Source organism: Microbulbifer agarilyticus, from assembly GCF_001999945.1.
GTDB lineage: Bacteria > Pseudomonadota > Gammaproteobacteria > Pseudomonadales > Cellvibrionaceae > Microbulbifer > Microbulbifer agarilyticus_A.
Genome location: NZ_CP019650.1, coordinates 1539009 through 1561310, shown reverse-complemented (window position 1 = coordinate 1561310; position 22302 = coordinate 1539009). Strand labels below are relative to the sequence as shown.

Here is a 22302-nt window from a genome sequence, read left to right as displayed (position 1 = left end):
TGCCGTGAAAGATACCAAACACTCCCCCGTCAACCTGGGCAAGCTTGCCCGCCCTCTGGCGATGGCAATAAGTATGCTCTCCACCGGCGTCGCACACAGCAGTGAAACAAGCGGCTACAGCCTCGCATCAGTGCGCACACAGGTAGATCAGGGCAACTATCAAAGTGCAAAATCGGTAATTCAAGAAATGCGGGATAACGAGACGAATAAGGAAGACGATTCGGCACTCGAGTTCGAAGCGGAACGCATGCGCAGAATTGAGATGGAATTCACACTGAAGCCGGAAGAGTTGCTGGGCTCTATCCAGCGCTACATCCCTGACGCGACCGAAGACGACATTGCCAAATGGAATGCCGCAGGATTACTCGAGTACAAGATCATCAATGGTGAGCGCCGCTACTTCCGCAAAGCCGCTTACAACCTAGTCCACATCTCCAGTGAAGCGGCCGCTCGCACTAATGACTACCGCCGCTTTACGGATAAAGCACCGCTGTATCACCTGCACCCACACCACGCTGCGGTAGTAGATACCCACCAACAAACCAAAGCACCCCTGGAGCAGCGCTTTGAAGTGACCTACTCACTCACCGTCGATGCCGATGCGGTGCCGGCTGGAGAAGTGGTTCGCGCCTGGCTCCCCTTCCCGCAGGAAATTTCAGGGCGACAGGAACAGATTGCGCTAATCTCAAGCTCACCAGCCAAGAATCAACTGGCACCGGAGACTCAGGCCCAGCGGACCATTTACATGGAACGCACTGCAGAAAAGGGAGTCCCCACAGAATTTTCCGTGCGCTATACGTTCAACAGCCTTTCCCGCTTTACCGACATTGAAGCAAACTTGGTGAAGCCATTGAGCAATCAGGCAGCAACCAGCGAAAACCTGGCAAGCAACCTCGCAGAACGCGCACCACATATCCAGTTCACCCCCGAACTGCGCGCCCTCTCCGAGCGCATCGTAGGGAATGAGACCAACCCCTATCGCATCGCCCAGAAGCTGTTTAACTACGTCGACCAGATCCCCTGGGCGGGTGCCCGTGAATATTCCACGATCCGCAATATCAGCCAATACGCTGCGCAGGCAGGCCATGCAGACTGCGGACAACAGACCCTACTGCTAATCACACTCATGCGCATGAATGGCATACCCGCGCGCTGGGAGTCCGGCTGGGAATTTTCCCCGGAGGGCTTCGACACAATGCATGATTGGGGGGAGTTCTATCTGGCCCCATATGGCTGGATGCCCATGGACGTCACCCATGGCGTGCTGGATAGCGAGAAAGACGCTGAGCGCTGGTTCTATCTCGGTGGGCTCGATAGCTATCGACTGATCTTTAACACGGATTACAGCCAACCATTTTTCCCGGCCAAACAGCATTTCCGCTCCGAGACCGTTGACAGCCAGCGCGGTGAAGTTGAGTGGCGCGGTGGCAACCTCTACTTTGACCAGTGGAGTTACAACATGGATTGGAAGCCGGTAGAAGCCGCCGCGCACTAATGCAGGCAAACACGCAGCCTACTATACGCAGCCCACTAAAAAGGCCGCCAGGTATGATCTGGCGGCCTTTTTAGTTTGTAGAGTCTTTGAGCTTATCGATGCAATCAACTAGCGAAGACTTTGTCTGACAATTCTGTAGCGGGAGCTGGGTCCTACAACGCTAGTTATCCATTTTCTTCCAACACGCCACTGATCAGCCCTTCAATGACATGCAACTGCGCAGAGCGAAACAGTAATCGCTGCAGCGCTTCATCGTCTTCAGAAGGCACCACGTACAGTCGAATATCCGAATGGATGCTGGCCGCGTTGTAGTTGTAGCGGGTAAGACTCAATACTTTTACGCCATGCTCGCGAGCACGGTTCGCGACCTCAACCAGGGATTCCTCACCACCAAAATCGCACAGGATACACAGCAAATCATCATCGCTGAGCGAGTCCGCAATCTTGTGCTGTAGCTGGCCACCCTCATCAAATACTGCCCAGCAGCCCAATTCAAGCAATTGATGGGTCAGGTAACGCGCAACGGAAACGGATCCCGGGCACGCCGAAACCTGAATACAGCGGGCAGAGCGAATTGCTTTGACTGCAGCTGACAACTGCTCCGACTCGTTGATATTGACTGTATTTTCCAGCACCTCGAGTTTCTTCTGCCCCAAAGTGCTCAATGGGCTGTTTGCCTGCCCCAGGTGGCGAGCTTGATCCTCATCACTCGCGATACTTGCACCAGCATAAGATTCATATACGGCAAGCTTGAGGCTTGGGTAGCCTCGATAGCCGAGCTTCTGAGAGAACTTCACCACGCTAGACTGGCTTACCCCCACGGCATCGGCCAGCTGCGAAGACGAGTAATCGCGCAGCAACTGCGTATTATCCAGAATAAAATCGGCAAGCTTGCGCTCATTTACCGATAACTGTTCGCGCATAGCGCGCATTTTTAACAAACAGTTCATGGGGTACCAACTTACTCCGCGTCACACTGGCACTCAGGCCAGAAGCTGCAGGCCCTCAATTTTTTCAATACCCAGGCCCGGGGTTTCATTCAGAATGATATCCGCATCCTTATAGGTAGCGCCACCGACCACGGGGTCAAATTTGCACAAAGAGGGCACATCCAGGTCCAATTTGGAGACCACTGGTGCCTTCGCCGCAGCCATATGCGCTGCCGCCGACACACCAATACTAGTTTCCAGCATGCAGCCCACCATGCAGTCCACATCATTCAAATCCGCGATATCCGCGATTCTGAGCGCATTGGAAATACCACCGGTTTTCATCAACTTAATATTAATAATATCGGCGGCGCGCTGGTTGATTACCTGTATCACCTCGTGTGGGCCGAACACGCTTTCATCGGCCATTATTGGTGTTCTCACACGCTCGGCAATATAGCGCATACCCTCCAGGTTGCTGGCTTTAACCGGCTGCTCGACCAGTTCAAGCAACACCCCGGCATCCTCAAGACCGCGAATGGCGAGCACCGCCTCTTTCGGTGTCCACCCCTGGTTGGCATCCAGCCGTAACAGGGCACGCCCTTTAACCGCAGAATAGACTGCTTTAATGCGCTCGATATCAAGACCGATATCTTTACCCACTTTCAACTTGAGAATCTCAAAACCCCGCTCCACGGCGCTTTCCGCATCGGCCACCATTTTGTCGATATAGTCGACGCTAATGGTGATATCCGTGGTCAGACTACTCTCACCGCCGCCCAGAATTTTGTACAGGGGTGTTTGATGGCTCTGCGCAAACAGGTCAAACAGCGCGATTTCCACCGCCGCCTTGGCGCTGGTGTTATTAATCATCGCCCCCTGAATTTGCCGTGTAAGCTGGTTCAGATCTGCAACATTGCGCTCCAGCAATAGTGGCGTGAACACACTGCGCACCGCCTCAATCACAGAGGCGTGTGTATCCCCAGTAATTACTGCAGTAGCAGGCGCGTTACCGTAGCCTATGTGCCCGGTATCGGTTTCCAGCATCACCACAACATCCTCTACACACTCAACGGTCCGCAACGCGGTCTTGAATGGAGTAATGAGTGGAACCCGCAGCATGCCCAGCTTTACGTCAACAATCTTCATGGCTTTACCGATCAAATTATGGTTTTTATGGCGTAGATGCCATCCACAAAACTTTTTTCTTTATTCAAATACAGCGGCGTCAACGGTGTAATCGACACCCCTGACAGAGTGCCCTTATAAAAGGACTCGTCACTCTGGTAATAGCTCAGTCCGGTCACATCGTGAATGACATAAGGCTCACCATCGACCTCCCCGATAAACATCATTACATGTCCCGGAATATAGATCAGGTCGCCTACCTGCAACTCTCCTAACGCCTCGGCTCTGGCAACATGATCATCCGCAGCAAAGCGTTTGGTTGGAGCAAATTCGCTTTTACCCTGCTGCCCAGAGTTGCGTGGCATCAAGATACCGAAGGACTTGTACACCTCACCAACAAAGCCTGTGCAGTCGCGGCCGTTATAATCATGGCCCCACCCGTAGCGCTCACCGAGGAACTTGAATGCCTGCTGCAAAACAAGAGAGGGGCGATACTCGAGCAAACCGACCGTGACGTCCTGCCCACGCCCAATCAGTGTCGGCTCAAACTCCAACCTACCCTCTGCGTCACGCACCGGTAGCGACACAATGTAGCTGGCATGGGGATTTTGCCCATTCACGTTGTGGCCAACTTCCGCTGCAGTCAACAGCGGTAGTGATACACCCATATCCAGAACGACCTCGGATGTCCTTGGGTCTTCTGGGTTGTAGTTAGTTCTAACCTGGGCCCCGGAGACTGTCACCCGGTGAGACTGCTGGTGCCAGGCATTAATCTGCTGGCGTTCGCCAACGGCCACCGCTCGCTTTGGTAACCAGGCAGCATAGTGATAGTTAACCGCAAACCACCACTCACCGTCGGCACTTTCGTGCAAGATTGCCAAGCGCTGGCCAGGAAAAACACCCGTCTCCTGAAAGCGATCCAGATCGCGGTCATCAGTATTCTTTAAAATCCGCAGCATAGTCGGATAACTGCGCATACTCGCACGCGCAACCACCACCCCCCACTGCACTTCAACCGATTCCGGCACAGTAGTGCGTTGAACTGCCGCCTCGAGCGAAGCGTAATCCTGCTCGGAAACGCCCCTCCCATCCAATCGATACCGCGGCGCAGATGCCGGGCGGCTCACCTGATCGATCAACTGGAGCACCTGCTGTCGAGCCAGCATTTCAGGGAAATCCGCCAGATTATGCAGGTAAGAATCCTGTGTGAGACTCTCAGTATTTAGCGCAACAATTTCATCAGTACGTAACCGCTCAGCGTCACGCTCGATCTTTTCTTGCCAAAACTTAACACTCAGCATTTCTTCGGTAAGTTTCGGTACATCCGAAACATACTCTGGCCGCTCGCTAACTTTCCGCACAAGTGCTGTTTGCTCACCCTCCTCATCCAAATGCGCATCGCAAGACACAAGCACTAAAGATGTCAGGCCGGTCACAATGACGAGAGCAAAATCTCGCACTGTCTTGGAATCGAAAGAGGCAAACTTCATATGACTTTTTGTGGTCGTTATTCCCATTTACGGAAACAGATAATAATAATTTTGCACGCGAATTACGAATAAATTATTCAATAATTTTGAGACGGTCGACTATTTATCGAATAATTTTATATTCCGCTAATTTAACAAATCCATTACGAAAAAAGCCCCGGCAAAGCCGGGGCAAGTCATAGGATCTAAGAGAGAAAGTTTGTTAGAAATCCACACCAAGAGACAGCTGCACACGACGTGGGCTATAGCGGCTCCGCGGCTGACCAAACAACTCGCTGTCCACTGACGGCTGCGGGTTATAACCAGTCTGACGATCGAACAAGTTAAAGATGTCCGCACGGAACTTCACGGTGTAATCACTCAACACATTAAAGTCTTGCGTGTAGTTCAAGTCCATCTGCCAGTGGCTACCGGTACGACGGCTACCAGCAGGCTCAGCGTAACGCATGGTGTCATAGCTACGACCATAGATTGAACCATCCCATGCTTCCCAAGCCTGACCAGACTGATAGGTCAAGAAGGCACCAACGTTCGCGTTCCAGTCCAGAGTGTAATAACCAAACACTTTAAACTGATGCGGCTTGTCACCACGCAAAGTACCTTTCTTCAAGTCCCAAGTGTACTGACCATAATCATCCGCATAACTGGAAGAACCGATGAACAGGTTGGCATCATTAGTAAAAGAAGTATTGTCCTGGTCAATGTTGCCAGTGTATTCACTGTAAACATATGAAGCATTCAGGTAACTACGCTCGCCATACCACTCAGCCTCAAGAGACAGCTCCCAATATTTGGTATAGGCACCATCCATCTCTGCGATAACATATGAAGAGCCACCAATCTCGTCTCTGTATTGCTGAAGATCAGGAATATAGGGACCCAAGGCTTCAATATCCGCCGGAACGCAATGCTCGTTGATACCGTCACCGTCGAAGTCACCGTAGCAACCTTCATCCGAGCGAGCCCAGTTCCACGCATCTTCCCAGAAATGAGAACCTTCACGATAACGCACATGAGCACGAGTATTCAGGCTATCACTCCAACCTTTGGTAGTACCAATAGTCAGTTCATCAACGCGACGAGGTGTCAGACCTTCCTGGAAGATCTTACCGGAGGATCCGCGACGGCCCTGATTACCCAAGTAATTTCCGTCAGCATCCCACCATACATCCAACTGACGCGCGGAGTTACGATCCCAAGATGCGGCGCGGGCCAATGAGCTCGCAGAGGGATTGTACTGGGCAAAGTTCGCAAATACGGTGTCTTCGCCGTTGTAGGCCCAGGTAACACCCAGTCGCGGCTGAATCATATCTTTCCAGTCAATTTGATACATTTCGTACTTATTGCCCGGAGCAGTTTCAAAGCCAGAATAATTATTGGAGTTTTCCTTCAGACCCTGACCAAAATAGGTATCCTGACTAATCAGAACACCAACATTAAAGGTGAAGTCGTTCCACTCGATAGAATCGTTAATCTCAAAATTATGGGTAACGGTGCTCGACTTGATCGTCGGAACAGAAGTGCCGTCCGCATCCACAAGACTCATCTGCTCGGTGTAAGCCTGGAAATAAATCGGGTCACCATCTGGCGTAAGCTCCTCACCACCAACATAGCTGATAGCACCCCAACCGTTCGACATACGCGACAAGTCTTCTGTGCCTTCAGACCACTGATAGCCAATATGAAGCTGATGGTTGGTCGAGCCAACATCAAAGTTGTGCTCCAAAGCCATCTCAAAGCCTTCGCGGTAGAAAGATTGGTCGCTGATTGAGCTGTAGCCACCAACACCACCACCACCAATACGCTCACCATTTTCCTCATAACCATAGAGGTCGATCAGAGCCTGGGCTAAATCATTATCGTAGTCGGGGTTGTCTGGATCGAGACTGGGCACATTGAAGTACCCCGCCTGGTCGAGCTGCGCCAAATCTAGAGCCGATCCATAAGCGGGCTGAGTCGAAACGAAGTAATCGGGGACACCCAGGGTTTCCAGCGCATAATCACTGTATTGGAAAGTAAATGTAGTGCTATCGCTGATAATCCACGAACCATCAAAAGTAATGATGTCCTGATTGGACTTTTCGCCAGTAGAGACAGAGTCCGCTTCGTCAAAAGCGATCGAAAGTCCTTCACCAGTACGCTCAGACGTACGGTAACTAGCGTTCAGCAGAATGTCTTCAGTAACCGCATAGGTCAATTTTCCGAAGTACTCGTCGCGCTCGCTCAAATAGTCTTTGGTAGGCCCGTAAGCGGTCTCTTTGTTATCGCGAGTTGTCGTCGGACCATAATAGGAACCATAGAAGAACAGCGTATCTTCGACCAAAGGACCGCTATAGTTCGCAGTCATCCAGCTGTATTCCGTTTCGGATCTTACGCCATCGACAGTTTCAGCACGTAAGTTTGCAGGCTGAAACTTGTAGTTAACACTACCTTGGAATTCATTGGTACCTGATTTGGATTTGGTATCAATACTAACACCACCAGAACGATTAAAGCCGATCGCTCTAGCACCACCACGCTCTACAGCTACTTGCTCAATATCCTGGCTTGAAGGCTCAGCGGACAAAGTACCGAACATTGGCAGAGTTACGTTTACGCCATCAAATGCATAATTGTTGTCCTGACCACTACCACCTGCATTAGGACCACGGACAGAGTCTTCAGAAAACTGTACACCCGGCAGCAGCTTAATCAGGTCCCGGTAGCTTTGACCCACAGGAAGCGCGTCAATAACGTCTGCACCAATTGCATTGGAAACAGAAGCGCCACCGCCGACAATCTCAACAGCCTGACCATAAACCAGAACTTCTTCCAGATCTTCCTCATCTGACACTAGGGTCACAGAGAGATTGGATTCCTGATCAAGCAAAACACGTGTTTTTACGGTACGAGAAACACCGTCCTCACCTGTAAAGGTCAGAGAGTAAGTACCCGGGATAAGCGCTGGGAGTCTGAACTTTCCTTCCGCGTTGGTAGTGACGGTACGGCTCTTGGGCATCACGGGACTTGTCGCAGTTACTGTAATACCAGCGGCTTTAACATCATCGGAAAGATACGCAGTACCTTCAATGCTTCCTGATTGCTGTGCCGCAACAGAGGCTGAAAACAGTGCACCTGCAACGAGTGCAGTCGCCGCTGGCAACTGTCGTTTTGCGATATCAGCGAGCGATTTACTCAGCTTACTTCTTTCAAACATGGATGGCCTCCCAGGCATTTATTGTGTGTGTCCCCACGGGGAAAAGTTGGTTGGTATTCTCAACTTCCCATCAGCGCCCGCTGGATACGAATTTATTGTTTATTGGTCGATAGCTTCTATCGGCTCAACCGATAAAATATACCTTTCGTATCTAGCGCAATGAATAAGATATTCCACGGCCATTCTGCGAAAAAAATTCGCTGATGGCGAGGCAAAAATCATAAAAAATTCAAGAAAATTTCTATGAAAGATAATAAAGACAGGTTAGACATCTTGAAAGACGGGCGCAGTTACAAACGGTGACGCTTAAATCATCGAAGCTATTCACTGGCTGAATTCTCAAAAGAATAGAAAAGAATAAATTATTGTATAAATAACACACAGAAAAATAAGACGACGGCTGATGTATTCACAGAAGAAGAACTAGCCGCCGGGCTCTTTCGGCTTATTTCAACGCCTGTAAATAAGCACGATGCTCGTTAAAACGCCCCGTGTTGCCACCGCAAAATGACTTCAGCTCTCGAATCAACTTCTGCGATTCAACGGACTGCACTCCAGTAGTCTCGGGAAAACGCCCCATGCCGGCAAACAAACAATACCAACTGGCCATTGAGTAAATTTTGTCCGCACCCAATGCGCTCAACAGCTCGGGGAAATCCCCCCCACTGTCCCAACAGTCCATCAATTTCAACAACCGTTCAGGTGGTTTACTTTGATCTCGGACCGCTTGCCAGTAGGGACTATCGTCACGGGTATTCAACAGATAATGCCCAGCAACATAATCCCGCACTCCGGCAAACATCTCATTAATCGTGCGATTGAAGTGCTCACGAGGAGCGCCCAAATCAGCACCTGTAATTGAAGCACCTGGGTTCGGCATACCCTCGACAAGCAATGAGCGGGCGAACTGCTCAACAGTGAACTGGACCAACATCAGCGCGGTCGCTTCCAATGGCTCAATAAACCCCTGAGAAAGTCCAACCCCCAGGCAGTTACCCGACCAATGTTCTGCAACGCGCCCTACACGCATTTTTAGATGGCGACACTCAAGCTCATCGGTCTTGCCAAGCCGACCCCGCAACTCCTGCTCCGCTTGCTCAGCGGAAAGAAATTGGTCGCTATATACATAGCCATACCCTGTGCGGCTTTGCAGGGGAATATCCCACATCCAGCCTGCGGACATGGCTTCGGACACTGTCTCAGATTTAATGGGGCCAGTGCCATCGCTGGGCACCTGCAGCGTGACTGCTGCATTATTGAACAGAGTGTCACTGTACTCGTTGAATTGATAACCCGGCAACGCGGCTAATAGCGCGCTGCGGAAACCCGTGCAGTCAATATAAAAATCAGCGGCCAGGTTCTCACTCGCGGTAGTCTGCAACCCGGCAATCTTACCGCTCTCTACCAAAACCCGCTCAATAGTGGCTTGCTTATGTTCAACACCAGCCTTTATCGCTTTATCGCGCAAGAATTTACCCAGTAGACCTGCATCAAAGTGATAGGCGTAGTCCAGCTCAAATGGTAATGGCCGTTTTGGTATTGGCGCCTTTCCGGCGGCAGAAAGATATGGTGCATGGAAAAAATAATCAGGTACTGCTTCTACTGCTTCACCCTGACGCCGCAAATTCGCCTGAGCAAAAAATTCTTGACCGGTTTCTCTATCCAAAGGAGAAAAGAACGGGTGATAGTAGGATTCATACCCCGGTACTTTTGACCAATTGGGGAATCGGATGCCGGATTTATAGGTCGCATCGCACGCAGGCATCCATTCGGACTCATCGATACCGAGCGTGCGGAAAAAATTCTTTAAAAAAGGCGTACTCCCCTCACCCACGCCAACCGTCGCGATTTCGGTAGATTCAACCAAGGAAATTTTGACCGGAAAGTCTCTCCAGTGATGGGCAAGCAGGTTCGCAGCCATCCAACCCGCGGTACCACCACCCACAATCAGCACGGAAAAACGACTATCCACCATAACCCCCAAAAGTTCTCTCTCGAAACCAAACTACCAATTTCACTGCGACGCTTTTACGGTGTAATCACAACGCTTTCAGTGGCAATATAGCCTGCATAATGCTTCGCGATTTATTACAACACCGAATTCAGGTTGCGACAATCTCGTACCGAGGTTTTAAATGAAATCAATAAAAAATGTTGTTGTTGTCGGCGGTGGCACCGCGGGCTGGCTCGCCGCTGCTAGCCTCGCACGTCACCTTGACCCTCTAACGCATCACGAATACACGGTAACTCTGGTGGAGTCCCCAGATGCCCCCATTATTGGCGTAGGAGAAGGAACCTGGCCAACCATGCGCAACACACTGCGCAACCTTGGAATCGATGAATTTGAATTTATTCGCGAATGCGATACTTCCTTCAAGCAAGGCACGCGCTTTGTTAACTGGCATACCCGTGCTGAAAATGGGCAAGATGCAAGCTATTTTCATTCCTTCGAACTTCCCCGTGGCATGTGGCCTATTCCACCCGGGCCCTACTGGCACCACCTGCAAAAGGAGCTGGGGCTATCCTATGCAGAAGCAATTTCTCCCCAACCGGCAGCATGCATGCACCACCTTGCACCCAAGGGACTTGATACAGCGCAATACGAGACGGTTCTCAACTACGCATATCACTTGGATGCCGGAAAATTCGCAACCTTCCTGAGAAGACATGCCTGCGAAAAACTTGGCGTGACACACTTACTTGCCCATGTCGAATCCGTCAACGTCTCCGAAGCCGGTTACATTGAGTCCATCGCCACAAAACAGGGGGAAAAAATCTCCGGCGACTTATTCATTGACTGCACGGGATTCGCCAGCTTACTGCTGGATAAGACTTACCATATTCCATTTCGTGGCGTTAGCGACACCCTCCTTGTCAACAAGGCCGTCGCTATGCAGGTTCCCTATGCCAGCGAACAAGCGCCAATCTGCAGCCCAACGCTTTCCACGGCACAGTCGGCGGGCTGGATCTGGGATATCGGTTTGCAGACTCGGCGGGGCACGGGATATGTTTACAGCGACAACCATACTTCTCCCGATGAGGCCGAGGCTACACTTCGCGCCTACAACAAAGAAGCACTAAACAAGCAGGTTGTAAACACTAACCACCAGGCTGTCGATGTAGATCAACTCGATGCGCGGCAAATTGACCTGCGCCTCGGGTACCGAGAAAAGGTCTTCCACAAAAACTGCGTCGGCATGGGGCTTTCTGCCGCATTCCTGGAACCCCTGGAAGCCAGTGCCATCTTTTTGATTGAAGCATCCTGCAATATGCTAACCGAGCTGTTCCCGCAGCGTATGGAGCAACTCGGCACACTAGAGAAAAAATACAATGCGGTGTTTACCCAGCGCTGGCATCGTGTGGTCGACTTCATCAAACTGCACTACTTCCTCTCACGACGTACCGACAGCGGCTTCTGGCTCGATAATACCGATCAAACCACACTGCCAGACTCACTAAAAGAACAACTGGAATTCTGGAAGTTTTACCCGCCCACACGGTTCGACATGCCAAGCGCGCTGGAGCCGTTTGTGCGTGAGAGCTATGAGTTCATTCTCTACGGCATGGAGTATCATGCCGACTACCAGTGGAGTGCGGGGCAACTCCCCCACCTGGAAAACGCACAAGCCAATTTTGCACGTATTCGAAAGCTCAGCGCTGAGATTACCGACGTACTTCCGAGTAATCGGGCACTCATCAACAAAATACGAAAAATGCGCTAGCCATAAAAAAAGAAACCGGCCATTGGCCGGTTTCTTTTTGCAAGGTTGTAATCGTACGGGTAAGAACTTAGAACTTAACCGAAGCGTTTACAAACCAGCGGGTGCCGCCGTCGTTGATCAGCTGGAAGATACCGTCCCAGGAATCCTGAGAGTTTTTAGTACGGTACAGCTCACCAGTCAGGTTCATGCCCTGCAGGCTCACGGTTACGTTCTCGGAAACTTCCGCAGAGAAGGCCACATCCACAGAGGTGAACGCTTCAGTCTCAGAGGCTGTACCGATACGGAACCCATTGAAGAACTCACCGCGATGGTTCGCCATCAGACGCGCACTGTAGCGGTCGTTTTCCCAGTAGGAAGTCACGTTCCACATGTCTTCGGAGTTACCCGGCAGGTTCAAACCGTCCTGACCATTGTTGTCCACAACTTCCGCATCAGTGAAGGTGTAGTTGGTGGTTACACCAAAGCCGTAGCCCAGCTCCGCCTGCAACTGAAGCTCGATACCCTGCAGCTTGGCTTCACCACCGTTACGGGTACGAGAAATATCCAGTTCCGCAGTAAAGAAGTCGCCGGTGTTCTCATCGATGATTTCGTGTGTCTCGAGTTCTGAAATAGAGAACAGGAAGGAATCGATGTCTTTACGGAAGTAAGTCGCGCTGGCCAGCGCACCTTCTGCGAAGTACCACTCAATACCGAGGTCAAACTGGGTAGCCAACCAGGGTTCCAAATACGGGTTACCAGCGGAACCGGTACGAGTCGTGCTGTTGTAGCTGAAGGTGTTACGTAGATCCTGATAGTTCGGCAGGGACATAACACGAGCAGCAGCACCACGAATCAACAAATCTTCGCTGAGCTCATACGTAACGTTCAGGCTAGGCAGGAACTCGTTGTAGTCGTTCTTGGTTGGTACGCGCAGTGCGTCGTCCTGGTTGGCAACCGACTCAAGGTCGTAGTCAACAAAACGTACACCGAAGTTACCAGCAAACTTGTCGTACTCAAATTCGGCCATGCCGTAGACCGCCAGCTTCTGCTCGTTGATCTGATAGAAATCAGCAAGGCTTTCACGCTGGAGGGTGTTGGAAGGCGTCAGAGAGTCGGACAAGTCGCGAATGCCGTCCAGATCCAGAGTCGGCAGACAAGTCAGAGTATTGCTCTTCGCAGTTTCCTGATATTGACCGCAACCGGTATTTACAGGCAGGTCTGCATAGGTCGCAGTACCAGCAGCAAGGCTTGCAGGAATGTCGACAGTGAAGTTATGCAGTGAACGCTCGTTAGTACGGTCCTGATATTTCAGGCCAGTTTTAACGGAGGTGATGATGCCCGCGTCCTGCATCGGAACAGTCAAGTCGAACTGAGCATAAGTCTCTTCGTCCGCATCCTGAATATGTGGGTTATTTTCACGGATGCTAAGCGGATAGTTCGCCGGATTACTTGGGTCAAATCCTTCGAACTCCACACCGAGCTTGTTACCTGTCAGGTCCAAAGTCAGAACTTCATCACCGGTCAGGCCAGCAGCACCCATGGTGGCGGTGTTAATCATGCCGGAATAGCCGATCACGATGATGTCGCCTTCGGCTTCGGTATGACCCACTTGCACGTGCGCGTCAAACAGCTCATGGCTGTAGTTAACATCGATATCCAGTGCCTGGGCTTCCGGGTTGGTGTTACGGAAGAAGGTGTCTGGACCAAACCAATAATCGTTACCAGATTCTCCGGTCACGTCACTCAGGTAAGAATCGTGCTTCAGCGCACCCTGACCGGCTGGGAAATCACCCACTGCGGTCACGTTACGGATGTCGGCAGTACGGCCCGGAACTACCAGATAGTTGGAGTTCACGTTATCTGCTGACAGTGCGAAATTCAGGTAATTCGCGGTAATGTCCAGCTGCTCGGTAGGCTGGAACTGGGTGGTAACGTTGAACGCTGTACGCTCGCGCTGCTGCTGGAAGATCGCGTGGCCAGCACCCCAGGTTACGTGCGAGAAGTCGCCTGAACCGTCGGTATCTTTCGCAGACGCGCCGCTACCATAGTAGTTTTCCATGGCGTCGTAGGTAGTGAAACGTTCCTGGTGGCTGGCGCTAACCAGTACACCGAATTTTTCGTCTTCGGTTTTCCAGCTGTAGAGACCGGAAAATGCTGGGTCCCAACGCTCGGCGTTTTCAGAGTACTGATACTCCATGGAGCCGTGTACGGTGTTAGAGGCCATTTCCAGCGGACGGCGGGTCTTGATGTTTACAACACCACCGATGGAACCGTCCGGCAAGTCCGCGCGCGGCGACTTGTAAACTTCCAGAGAGGAAACCAGCTCGGATGCCAACATGTCGGAGCGGAAGCCACGAGTCGGACGGTAACCCTCAAACCACTGGGCGGTAGAGATGGATTGGCCATTCAGGTAGGTCAAGCTCAGCGCGGGGTCGAGACCACGGATACTTACACCGTCCGCCTCGCCGAAACGACGCTCAATACCAACACCCGGGATACGCATCAGTGCATCACCGATGTTCTTGTCCGGGAATTTACCGATATCTTCAGCGTTTACGCTATCCATTACGACGGTAGCGTAGCGCTTTACGTTGACACTCTTTTCAAGAGCAGCGCGGAAACCTACAACCTGGATTTCTTCCAGGGAAGCAGATTCTTTTTTCTTCTCATCCTGCTGCTCGGCATCTTGCGCATACGCCAGAGGCGCAGCAACGCCGGCGAGCGCCAGTGCGACACCGCGTGCTAGCAGGTTCTTACGGAAGTCATTGGATTTCATAGTCATTTTCCGTTTTTATCGTTAGTCGGATTAGTGCTTGTCAGCGTCCCTTTGCCCCAACCTGACCAAAGTGACATCGCTGTCATTTGGGCACGTTTGGTTTGGTTACCTCATATCCAATTGCGCCAATTCCTCACAGCGCAGGGCTAGACTACTTAAAAAATTCCAAAATGACTACAAATTAGGAATTATTTATTTGTACAATCGACAGGGCGAGATCAAAAACACGACGAAAATTGCCCAAAAAGATAATTTTGGCGCCAGCTGGAATAAAATATGCTTCTAATTACTCAGTATCTCGAGCATTGGGTTTAGCGATCAAATAGTTTCAATACGGCTAGCCGTCTATCGCCCGGACCGATTGGCAATCATTCGCCGCGATACACCGGTGACATAAAATCAAAGTGCCATTGCCTGCACGCAAAAGGGCATAATTTGATCAGCAAAAAACACAATAAGTAACAACACATGTACTCAAAAAACGATCAGCCAAATTCTCTTCAGAATCTTGTGAGCCTGCTATTTGTTGCGATGATGGGGGCTTCGATCCTGACCTTGTTACCACTGTGGGTTGGTGCACTAACAGATAGGGGGAATTTTTCCGGCCAGGAAATTGGCTGGTTAGCCTCAGCGGACGTAATTGGAATATTCCTGAGCTCTACATCAGCGATTTTCTGGGTACGAAAGCTGTCCTGGAGACCAGTGGTACTCGCCGGACTCGGACTGTTTATCGCTGGTAACCTGGCAAGCCTTTCGGTGGATAGCTTTACCACGTTGATGGTTATCCGCATCATCGCGGGTATCGGCTGCGGCTCTGCCTACGCAATTGCGCTGGCAGGCCTGGGGGATCGGAAAAACCCACAGATGGCCTTTGGCTTGATGGTTACGGCACAGGTTGTATTCGGCACCATTGGCTTTTTCGCGCTGCCTCGATTAATGGGGGAAGCTGAAATCAACCCATTCTTCCACTATCTAAACGGCTGGCTGCTGGCCACCCTGCTTTTGTGTTTCCTGAGTTTCCCCAAATCACAGAAGTCCCCAGCCAATGAGAGTGGTAATGTTTTCACCACCCTGCTCTCTGGAAAAGCCCTGCTGGTATTTGCCACCACAGTGGTTTACTACTGTGGTGTTTCCTCAGTTTGGGCCTACCTCGAGCGCATCGGCATAAATCTGGGGTTGAGCAGCGCAGATGTTGGTGACTTATTGGGGATCGGGTTTGCCATCAGCGGATTGGGATCCCTGGCAACCCCCTGGCTTAGCAAGTTTGTGGGGCGCGCATTTACCTTGCTAACCGCCTTCATTATTCAAATTTTCACCATGGCGATACTCACGGGAGAATACTCCGGTGGCGCCTATGCGCTGTACGCAACCACATCGATTGTTTTCCAGTTTTTCTGGAGTTTCTCACTGCCGCTACTGATGGACCAATTCAACCGGGTCGACGACACCGGACGCTTTATCGTCCTTTGCGCCAGCGCGTTCAAAGTAGGTGAAATTGCCGGCCCGCCCCTGGCCGCAGCCCTAATCAGCGCAAGCGACTTTACTGCCGTACTTTGGCTGGGCATGGCCTGTATGGCCGCAACCTTAGTGATGGCACTCATCACCGAGCGGCGAGAAGTGGAATCTGCCCCATTGGTAGCACAATCCGCATGAATACCTCGAGCGCAAAGGATCAGGTAACACGCTCCGCAAGAGGCGCCAAACGGCCCTCATGGCGAAGTTTGGCAATCTGGGGGCTAAGCTGTTCCCTGCTGGTGAATACTACCGGGTCTAGTGCAGCCGCCTCTAAAGAACCATCCGCAGACCCTTTCCTGAAATTGACCCAGACCGATTTGGACCTCGGTTTTTACCGAAGTGCCAATGGTCTGCCAGCCACGAATTACTGGCAACAAGCCGTTGATTACACAATCAACGCGACACTTGATCCAATCGCTCATGAAATTACTGCTACCGCGACGATCGACTACCAGAACAACTCGCCAGACAGCTTATCGCACTTGTATTTTGCATTGGATCACAATGCATTTCGCCCGGAGGCAGAAGCCACTTTTCAACTCCTGACCTCAGGAAAAACAAGCAGTCAGTCGCGTAAACAGGCGCGTGTGAGTGCGGGCGGATTTAATATCCTCAATGTCTTGGACAACCGCAGCAACACCCTCACATGGCGTGAGCAAGGCACCAATCTGCAGATTACCCTACCCGAGCCATTGCGCTCCGGTGACACGCAAACACTGCAAATATCCTGGACACTTCCACTCACCGACAAGGTTGCAACCGGCGTACGCAGCGGCTACGAAACCCTTGGAGATGGTGCACGAATCTATGTGGCCGCACACTGGTTTCCACGGGCCCTCGCCTATACCGATTATGCGGGATGGCAGCTGAAGCCATTTTTGCAACAAGGGGAGTTTTCTACCGAATTTGGCGATTATTCCGTCACCATCTCGGTTCCAGAAAACTATACCGTGGCCGCCAGCGGCGATTTACAGAACCCTCGGCAGGTATTAAACAAAAAACAATTCAACGCCCTGGAAAGCGCATCTCGGGAAGCTGTCACTATTATTGGGCCAAGCGAAGCCAGTCAACGCAGAAAAAAGTCGGCAGACAAAGATTTCCGCTGGATCTTCAGCGGCGAAACAATGCGTGATTTCGCGTTTGCCGCCTCACCCGCCTTCCTCTGGCAGGCCAAAGTAGACTCTCAAGGAAGAAAGCTACAACAGTTTTACCCACATGAAGCAGCCTCCCTTTGGGAGCGGTTTGGTCTTGCAGCAATTGACCACACCTTGCGCGTCTATGACGACGCACTTCTGCCACTCAACATGCAGAGCATTAGCGTCGTAAATGCGGCGGGCATAGGCATGGAGTATCCTGGCCTGGCCACTGTCGCTACTCGCCCGGAACGCACAGTGAATACTGAACAGCACCCGGCATGGGACCGCCTTACCAAATACGATTTTATTGGCAGCGTGATACACGAAGTTGGTCACAATTACTTGCCGATGAAAATCAATACCGACGAGCGCGAGTGGGCCTGGCTGGATGAAGGCCTGGTGAGCTTTATTGAGTACCGCGCCGAGCACAGCTGGGAGGCCAGCTTCGATGTGATCTATGGTGAACCTCGCACAATAGCCGGATACACAAACCACGACCTGCACCAGCCAATAATGAGTAGTGCAGATAGCCTGTACCGAAAAATCGACAACGCCTACAACAAAACTGCGAGCATGCTTAACACATTACGGCATCTCGTCTTGGGTCCTGAGGTATTTGACCCAGCGCTTTCTGCTTTCGCGAAAGCCTGGGAGGGTAAACGCCCAATGCCTGGTGACTTTTTCCGTGCTATTGAATCCGCTTCCGGCACCGATTTAAGCTGGTTTTGGCGTAACTGGTTCTACGAGAACAAACACATTGACCTGACGATCAGCGCCGTCACATTAGAGGACCAACGTCTCGTCGTGTCGACCAAAGACGTGCGCTCACCACCAGCCATGGCCTATACCGTCGGCCAGATACGCGACTTCATGGTGGATGAAGACACCACCCTGATAGACAGCTACACGGCCCCATTGCACGAAGATCGAGTTAACGCAACAGCAGACTCTTTGGAAACTGACGAAGCGGCCCGGAAGACACACTGGTACATGTTGACCATTGAAAACCATGGAAATGGCTTGCTGCCAATTCCATTACAACTCGATTTTTACAATGCACCTTCGCAGAACCTGACAATACCCGTATACGCCTGGATGAACGCAAAGAATGGTGCAGTGCAGTTGGATCTGCCACTGGATCGAAAACTAGTTTCAGCCTGCGTGGACCCCTTATGGCTTACCCCGGATACCAATCGAAAAAATAATTGTGTGGAAGTAGAAAATCCATGAAGAAAATCATTGCCACTCTCTCTCTGGCAGCAATGCTGCCACTTACTGCCTGCAGCGAGTCAAACGCGACCTCTAAAGCGCAAAATGCGCGTCAAGATATCGAACCCATGGCGTCCAAACTCATCAGGGCAGCGCTTCCTTGGGAGGACAAGGAGTATCGCGTGGGAAAAGCCGAGCAGTGCATGAATTGGACCCGAGAAATCCTTGTGGCCGCATGCGGCCCACACTTCAAGACTTTGGAGACCCAGAATCCTTGGGACGCGCATTTGCTGGGCCCCAACGACAAGCTACTGCCTGAACACGTGGATTCACTTGCCGCGGATGAATTTGGGCAAAAAATTGCTTCCATCGCCGCACTTCAAGCCGGTGACCTAGTATTCCTGAAAAACACCTATGGCAACTGGGCCGACGGCGTACTGACACATGTTGGTATAGCCCTTGGGGATGGAAAATATATCCATCGCATGACGTCAAATGATGGTTTCGTCAAAATCGAAGAGATTCCACAAAGCGATTTTGACTCTGGTATTCGCCTGAAGGAGTCACTATGCCAGCCTCAGTAATGCAGTCTTTTTACAAACCACTGGCTATGACTGCAGCATTCGTTGCGGCAACTATCAGTGGTGGTTGCAGCACCACCGGTGCAGGACTAAACCACAAGAGCGACGACTACAAGATTGAAGTTGTTGAATCAAAAAATGCCAGTGAGCGGGTTCGCTTTCTGGTGATGCACTTTACCGCCATTGATTTTGACACTTCGTTGCATGTGCTGACTCAGCCGAGTTCGTCTCCAGTAAGTTCCCATTACCTTATTCCAGAAAATGACGATCCCAGCTACCCTCACGATGACCTGCGCGTTTATCAGTTGGTGGATGAGCATAGGCGCGCCTGGCATGCAGGCCCAAGTTGGTGGGAAGACCGCTCACAACTCAACGATCACTCGATCGGCATCGAAATCGTGAACAAGAGCTACTGCCGCCCCCCCAGCGAGTCAACGCCAGGCATTGAAGCCGAGCAGGTATGCTTTTTTCCGGACTTCGACCCCGAACAAATTGATCTTGTCATCGCGCTGTCCAAAGATATCCTGGCGCGCTACCCTGCTATCACCCCTACCCGCGTGGTCGGTCATGGCGATATCATTCCCCATTACAAAATTGACCCGGGCCCCAAGTTCCCGTGGCAAAAACTCGCGGAAGCTGGTGTAGGTGCCTGGTACGACGACGAGACAGTGAACCGTCATCTCGAGTACCTAAATGGCAACACCACCAGCGATAGAGACAGTGTGCGTCGGCGCTTTGCACAGTGGATGAATGATTACGGATACGGAATCGACCCGGAAGAAGCGAGCGAAGAAGAAATTTCCTTGTTTACACGTGCGTTTCAGTATCACTTCCGTTCATGGAAGGTCGACGGCGAAGCGGACAACCAGACTCGCGCGATTATGCTCGCACTGCTAGAGAAATATTTTCCGAGCAAGCTGAGTAGCTACCCCGAAATTCCTACTGGAAAAATCGCAACAGCCGCAAACTAAGCACAAGATGCTATACGAATAAGCCAGCGGCAATTATATGCCGCTGGCTTATTCGTATTTTCCCGGCTGATAAATTTCCTGGTCAATACACACGAGGAACGCGCTGGGTTAAGCCGGTAAACAGTTCGTAGGGAATGGTACCTGCGCATTCTGCCACTTCAGCTACTGATAGCTGGGGTCCCCAGAGCTCTACTTCAGCCCCTACTACAGCTTGTGGGACACAGGAAAGATCCACTGCTAGCATATCCATCGAAACGCGCCCGATCAGGCGCGTACGCACACCGTCAACCATTACAGGTGTCCCAGTGCCGGCATGCCGAGGATACCCATCACCGTATCCGCAAGCGACGATCCCATAACGCCCGTCCTCCGAAAATCGAAAATCCGCACCATAGCCGATCGACTCCCCCTTGGCCGCTGAACGAACAGCAATCAGGCGCGATTGCAAAGTCATGCTGCATGCCAACGATTGTTTGCCGACTGAACCATCAACGGCTCGGTTCACAGGGTCGCTGCCATAGAGCATGATACCCGCCCTATTCCAATGCCGATGTGCCGCTGGTAGCGCGATAATAGCAGCTGAATTCGCAATACTTTGCGGTAAAGGTGTCGTCTCAGATCTAGACTCGAAGAGTTCATCGTGAGCACGTTGCACACTGCGAACAGCGGCGTCAAAGGCGGCTAATTGAAACACATTTTCTTCGCGTTCCGGTTCGTCCGCGCAGGCAAAATGGCTGGTCAGTATTACTGACTCAACAATACTCAATGAATGGAGTTGTTTATAACGCTCTGCAGCCTTATCCGGGTGAAACCCCAAACGCCCCATTCCGGTATCAATCTTTAGCCAGATATTGAGTGCGGTATTTACGGCGCTCTGGTGGTACCGCTCTAGTAGTTCGACCTGATATTCGCTGTGCACAACCAAATCGAGATTAAGCTGAATAGCAGTATCGAGAGCCTCGGCATCAAACACACCTTCTAGAACAAGTAGCCGAGTCGAGACATTCTCAGCCCGGATTTCAACCGCCTCTTCGAGCGTTGCCACGGCCAGCGCATCCACATGCGGAGCGAGATATGTAGCAACTGTGGTGAGGCCATGCCCATAGCCATTAGCTTTGACAACCGCGGCAACAGAGCCACCGACCAAGGTTTTTGCCTGCTGATAATTACTGAGAATACTACCCAGATTGACGATGGCTTGCAGAGGACGCGTCATACGTATCCCGAGGCCAGATGATCCGCACCCAAAAGCTCACTCACATGTCGCTCGGCCACTACTGGCGCGGCAAGTGCTTGCACACCCTGGATAAACGACTCACTCCGCGCAAGCGGCAGGCCATCTTCGGTAGCAACACTGCATTGGGTCACACCGTCCACAAAGCCTGCTTCTACCAGTGCATTTAGACATGTTGTCAGTTCAAATCCTTCCAGCAACGACCGTCCTACACATGCGGATGCAAGTGCGAGCAACGCGTAAGCACCCCAGTTAGAGACATCGGCGAGGACCAAATGATCCGTACTCGCTGAGGCACAGGCGATTGGCAGCTGCTCCAGATGGGAGGCAACAAGCCCCATACCCAGCTCATTACCGCCATCCGCTATGGCAATGGTAGGGCAGGCAACCAGTGTCAGTAAAGTTTCCCACGATATGGTTTGCTCGCTGATATCTTCAAAACGCATATTTCGATGGGTGCCATCTGCGCCCGCTCCTGGCACCTCAATGAAAATTACCAGCGAGGGCTTGAAGTCACTCACGAAGTTTCTGAGTTGGAATTCGCTCTGATCTTTTTCGATCGATACGATGCTTCCGGCAAACTGATCACCATTGCTAATTGCTGAGGGCAATGCGTTCTCTAAAGCCTTGGCGTAAGACGCCGCTCCCAGTAAAGCGACCTCCGCCCCCAACTTCAGCAACCCATTTGCAAGAGCGATTGCACCTGCCGGACCGTCGGTTTCGAAGTGCTCCCCCACAGGGAAACCACTCACAATCGCAACCCGTTCACTATTCCGCAAAAGTGCCTGCACAGAATCGCGTAGAAAGCCTCTATAGCCACTATCACGCACGGTAGCCATACCGCGCAGGTTACCGGCCACCATCAAGGCTTCCAATTGCATCGCCAATTGTGCGGTGCTCGGACGGAGCCCTTTTTCAAATGCTAACTTATCCATTGGCAC

The 22302-nt window shown here is 51.5% G+C and carries 14 protein-coding genes; 6 read left to right on the top strand and 8 right to left on the bottom strand.

All coding sequences use genetic code 11. The annotated features are described in order from the left end of the window. Positions 1-4 precede the first annotated feature (4 nt). The gene (locus Mag101_RS06130) at positions 5-1495 is read left to right on the top strand and encodes a transglutaminase-like domain-containing protein (protein ID WP_232325162.1); all 1491 of its coding nucleotides are present in this window, start codon (positions 5-7) and stop codon (positions 1493-1495) included. Between the two features lie 164 nt (positions 1496-1659). Here the strand turns inward: Mag101_RS06130 and Mag101_RS06125 are convergent, their stop codons facing one another. The 5 genes from Mag101_RS06125 to Mag101_RS06105 all read right to left on the bottom strand — a co-directional run bounded on the left by Mag101_RS06125 (position 1660) and on the right by Mag101_RS06105 (position 10210). After that, positions 1660-2445, bottom strand: coding sequence for a MurR/RpiR family transcriptional regulator (locus Mag101_RS06125; RefSeq protein ID WP_077402235.1), 786 nt, complete (start codon positions 2443-2445; stop codon positions 1660-1662). 33 nt (positions 2446-2478) lie between these two features. Further along, positions 2479-3573: a dipeptide epimerase gene (locus Mag101_RS06120; protein ID WP_077408108.1), complete on the bottom strand. Its 1095-nt coding sequence runs from the start codon at positions 3571-3573 to the stop codon at positions 2479-2481. Between the two features lie 11 nt (positions 3574-3584). Beyond that, entirely contained in the window at positions 3585-5042 is a 1458-nt protein-coding gene (locus Mag101_RS06115) for an SH3 domain-containing protein (RefSeq protein ID WP_077402232.1), read from the bottom strand. A 202-nt stretch (positions 5043-5244) separates the two neighbouring features. Next, complete coding sequence (locus tag Mag101_RS06110; protein WP_157520206.1) at positions 5245-8238, bottom strand: TonB-dependent receptor; 2994 nt, start codon at positions 8236-8238, stop codon at positions 5245-5247. Positions 8239-8683: 445 nt separating this feature from the next. Then, complete coding sequence (locus tag Mag101_RS06105) at positions 8684-10210, bottom strand: tryptophan halogenase family protein (protein ID WP_077408106.1); 1527 nt, start codon at positions 10208-10210, stop codon at positions 8684-8686. 163 nt (positions 10211-10373) lie between these two features. Here Mag101_RS06105 and Mag101_RS06100 point away from each other — a divergent pair, with 163 nt between their 5' ends. Further along, positions 10374-11960 carry a tryptophan halogenase family protein gene (locus tag Mag101_RS06100; protein WP_077402226.1) on the top strand — a complete coding sequence of 529 codons (1587 nt, stop codon included), beginning with the start codon at positions 10374-10376 and terminating at the stop codon, positions 11958-11960. Between the two features lie 67 nt (positions 11961-12027). Here the strand turns inward: Mag101_RS06100 and Mag101_RS06095 are convergent, their stop codons facing one another. Beyond that, entirely contained in the window at positions 12028-14715 is a 2688-nt protein-coding gene (locus Mag101_RS06095; protein WP_198040113.1) for a TonB-dependent receptor, read from the bottom strand. Positions 14716-15225: 510 nt separating this feature from the next. Between Mag101_RS06095 and Mag101_RS06090 the strand changes: the two genes are divergently transcribed. The 4 genes from Mag101_RS06090 (at position 15226) to Mag101_RS06075 (ending at position 20127) form a co-directional block, all read left to right on the top strand. Continuing rightward, entirely contained in the window at positions 15226-16368 is a 1143-nt protein-coding gene (locus tag Mag101_RS06090; protein ID WP_232325161.1) for an MFS transporter, read from the top strand. Between the two features lie 179 nt (positions 16369-16547). Next, positions 16548-18596 (top strand): M1 family metallopeptidase, encoded by a 2049-nt coding sequence (locus tag Mag101_RS06085; RefSeq protein WP_157520203.1) that lies wholly within the window; start codon positions 16548-16550, stop codon positions 18594-18596. Next, the gene (locus Mag101_RS06080) at positions 18593-19159 is read left to right on the top strand and encodes an NlpC/P60 family protein (protein ID WP_232325160.1); all 567 of its coding nucleotides are present in this window, start codon (positions 18593-18595) and stop codon (positions 19157-19159) included. The genes Mag101_RS06085 and Mag101_RS06080 overlap by 4 nt, the downstream gene beginning before the upstream one ends. Further along, positions 19144-20127: an N-acetylmuramoyl-L-alanine amidase gene (locus Mag101_RS06075; protein WP_232325159.1), complete on the top strand. Its 984-nt coding sequence runs from the start codon at positions 19144-19146 to the stop codon at positions 20125-20127. The genes Mag101_RS06080 and Mag101_RS06075 overlap by 16 nt, the downstream gene beginning before the upstream one ends. Positions 20128-20209: 82 nt before the next feature. On the opposite strand, the gene alr is transcribed toward Mag101_RS06075, so the two are convergent. Both alr and Mag101_RS06065 read right to left on the bottom strand, forming a co-directional pair. Then, entirely contained in the window at positions 20210-21343 is a 1134-nt protein-coding gene (gene alr / locus Mag101_RS06070; protein ID WP_077402211.1) for an alanine racemase, read from the bottom strand. Beyond that, on the bottom strand, positions 21340-22296 hold the full coding sequence (locus Mag101_RS06065) for a glutamate cyclase domain-containing protein (RefSeq protein ID WP_077402208.1): 957 nt from the start codon (positions 22294-22296) through the stop codon (positions 21340-21342). The genes alr and Mag101_RS06065 overlap by 4 nt, the downstream gene beginning before the upstream one ends. Positions 22297-22302: the final 6 nt, after the last annotated feature.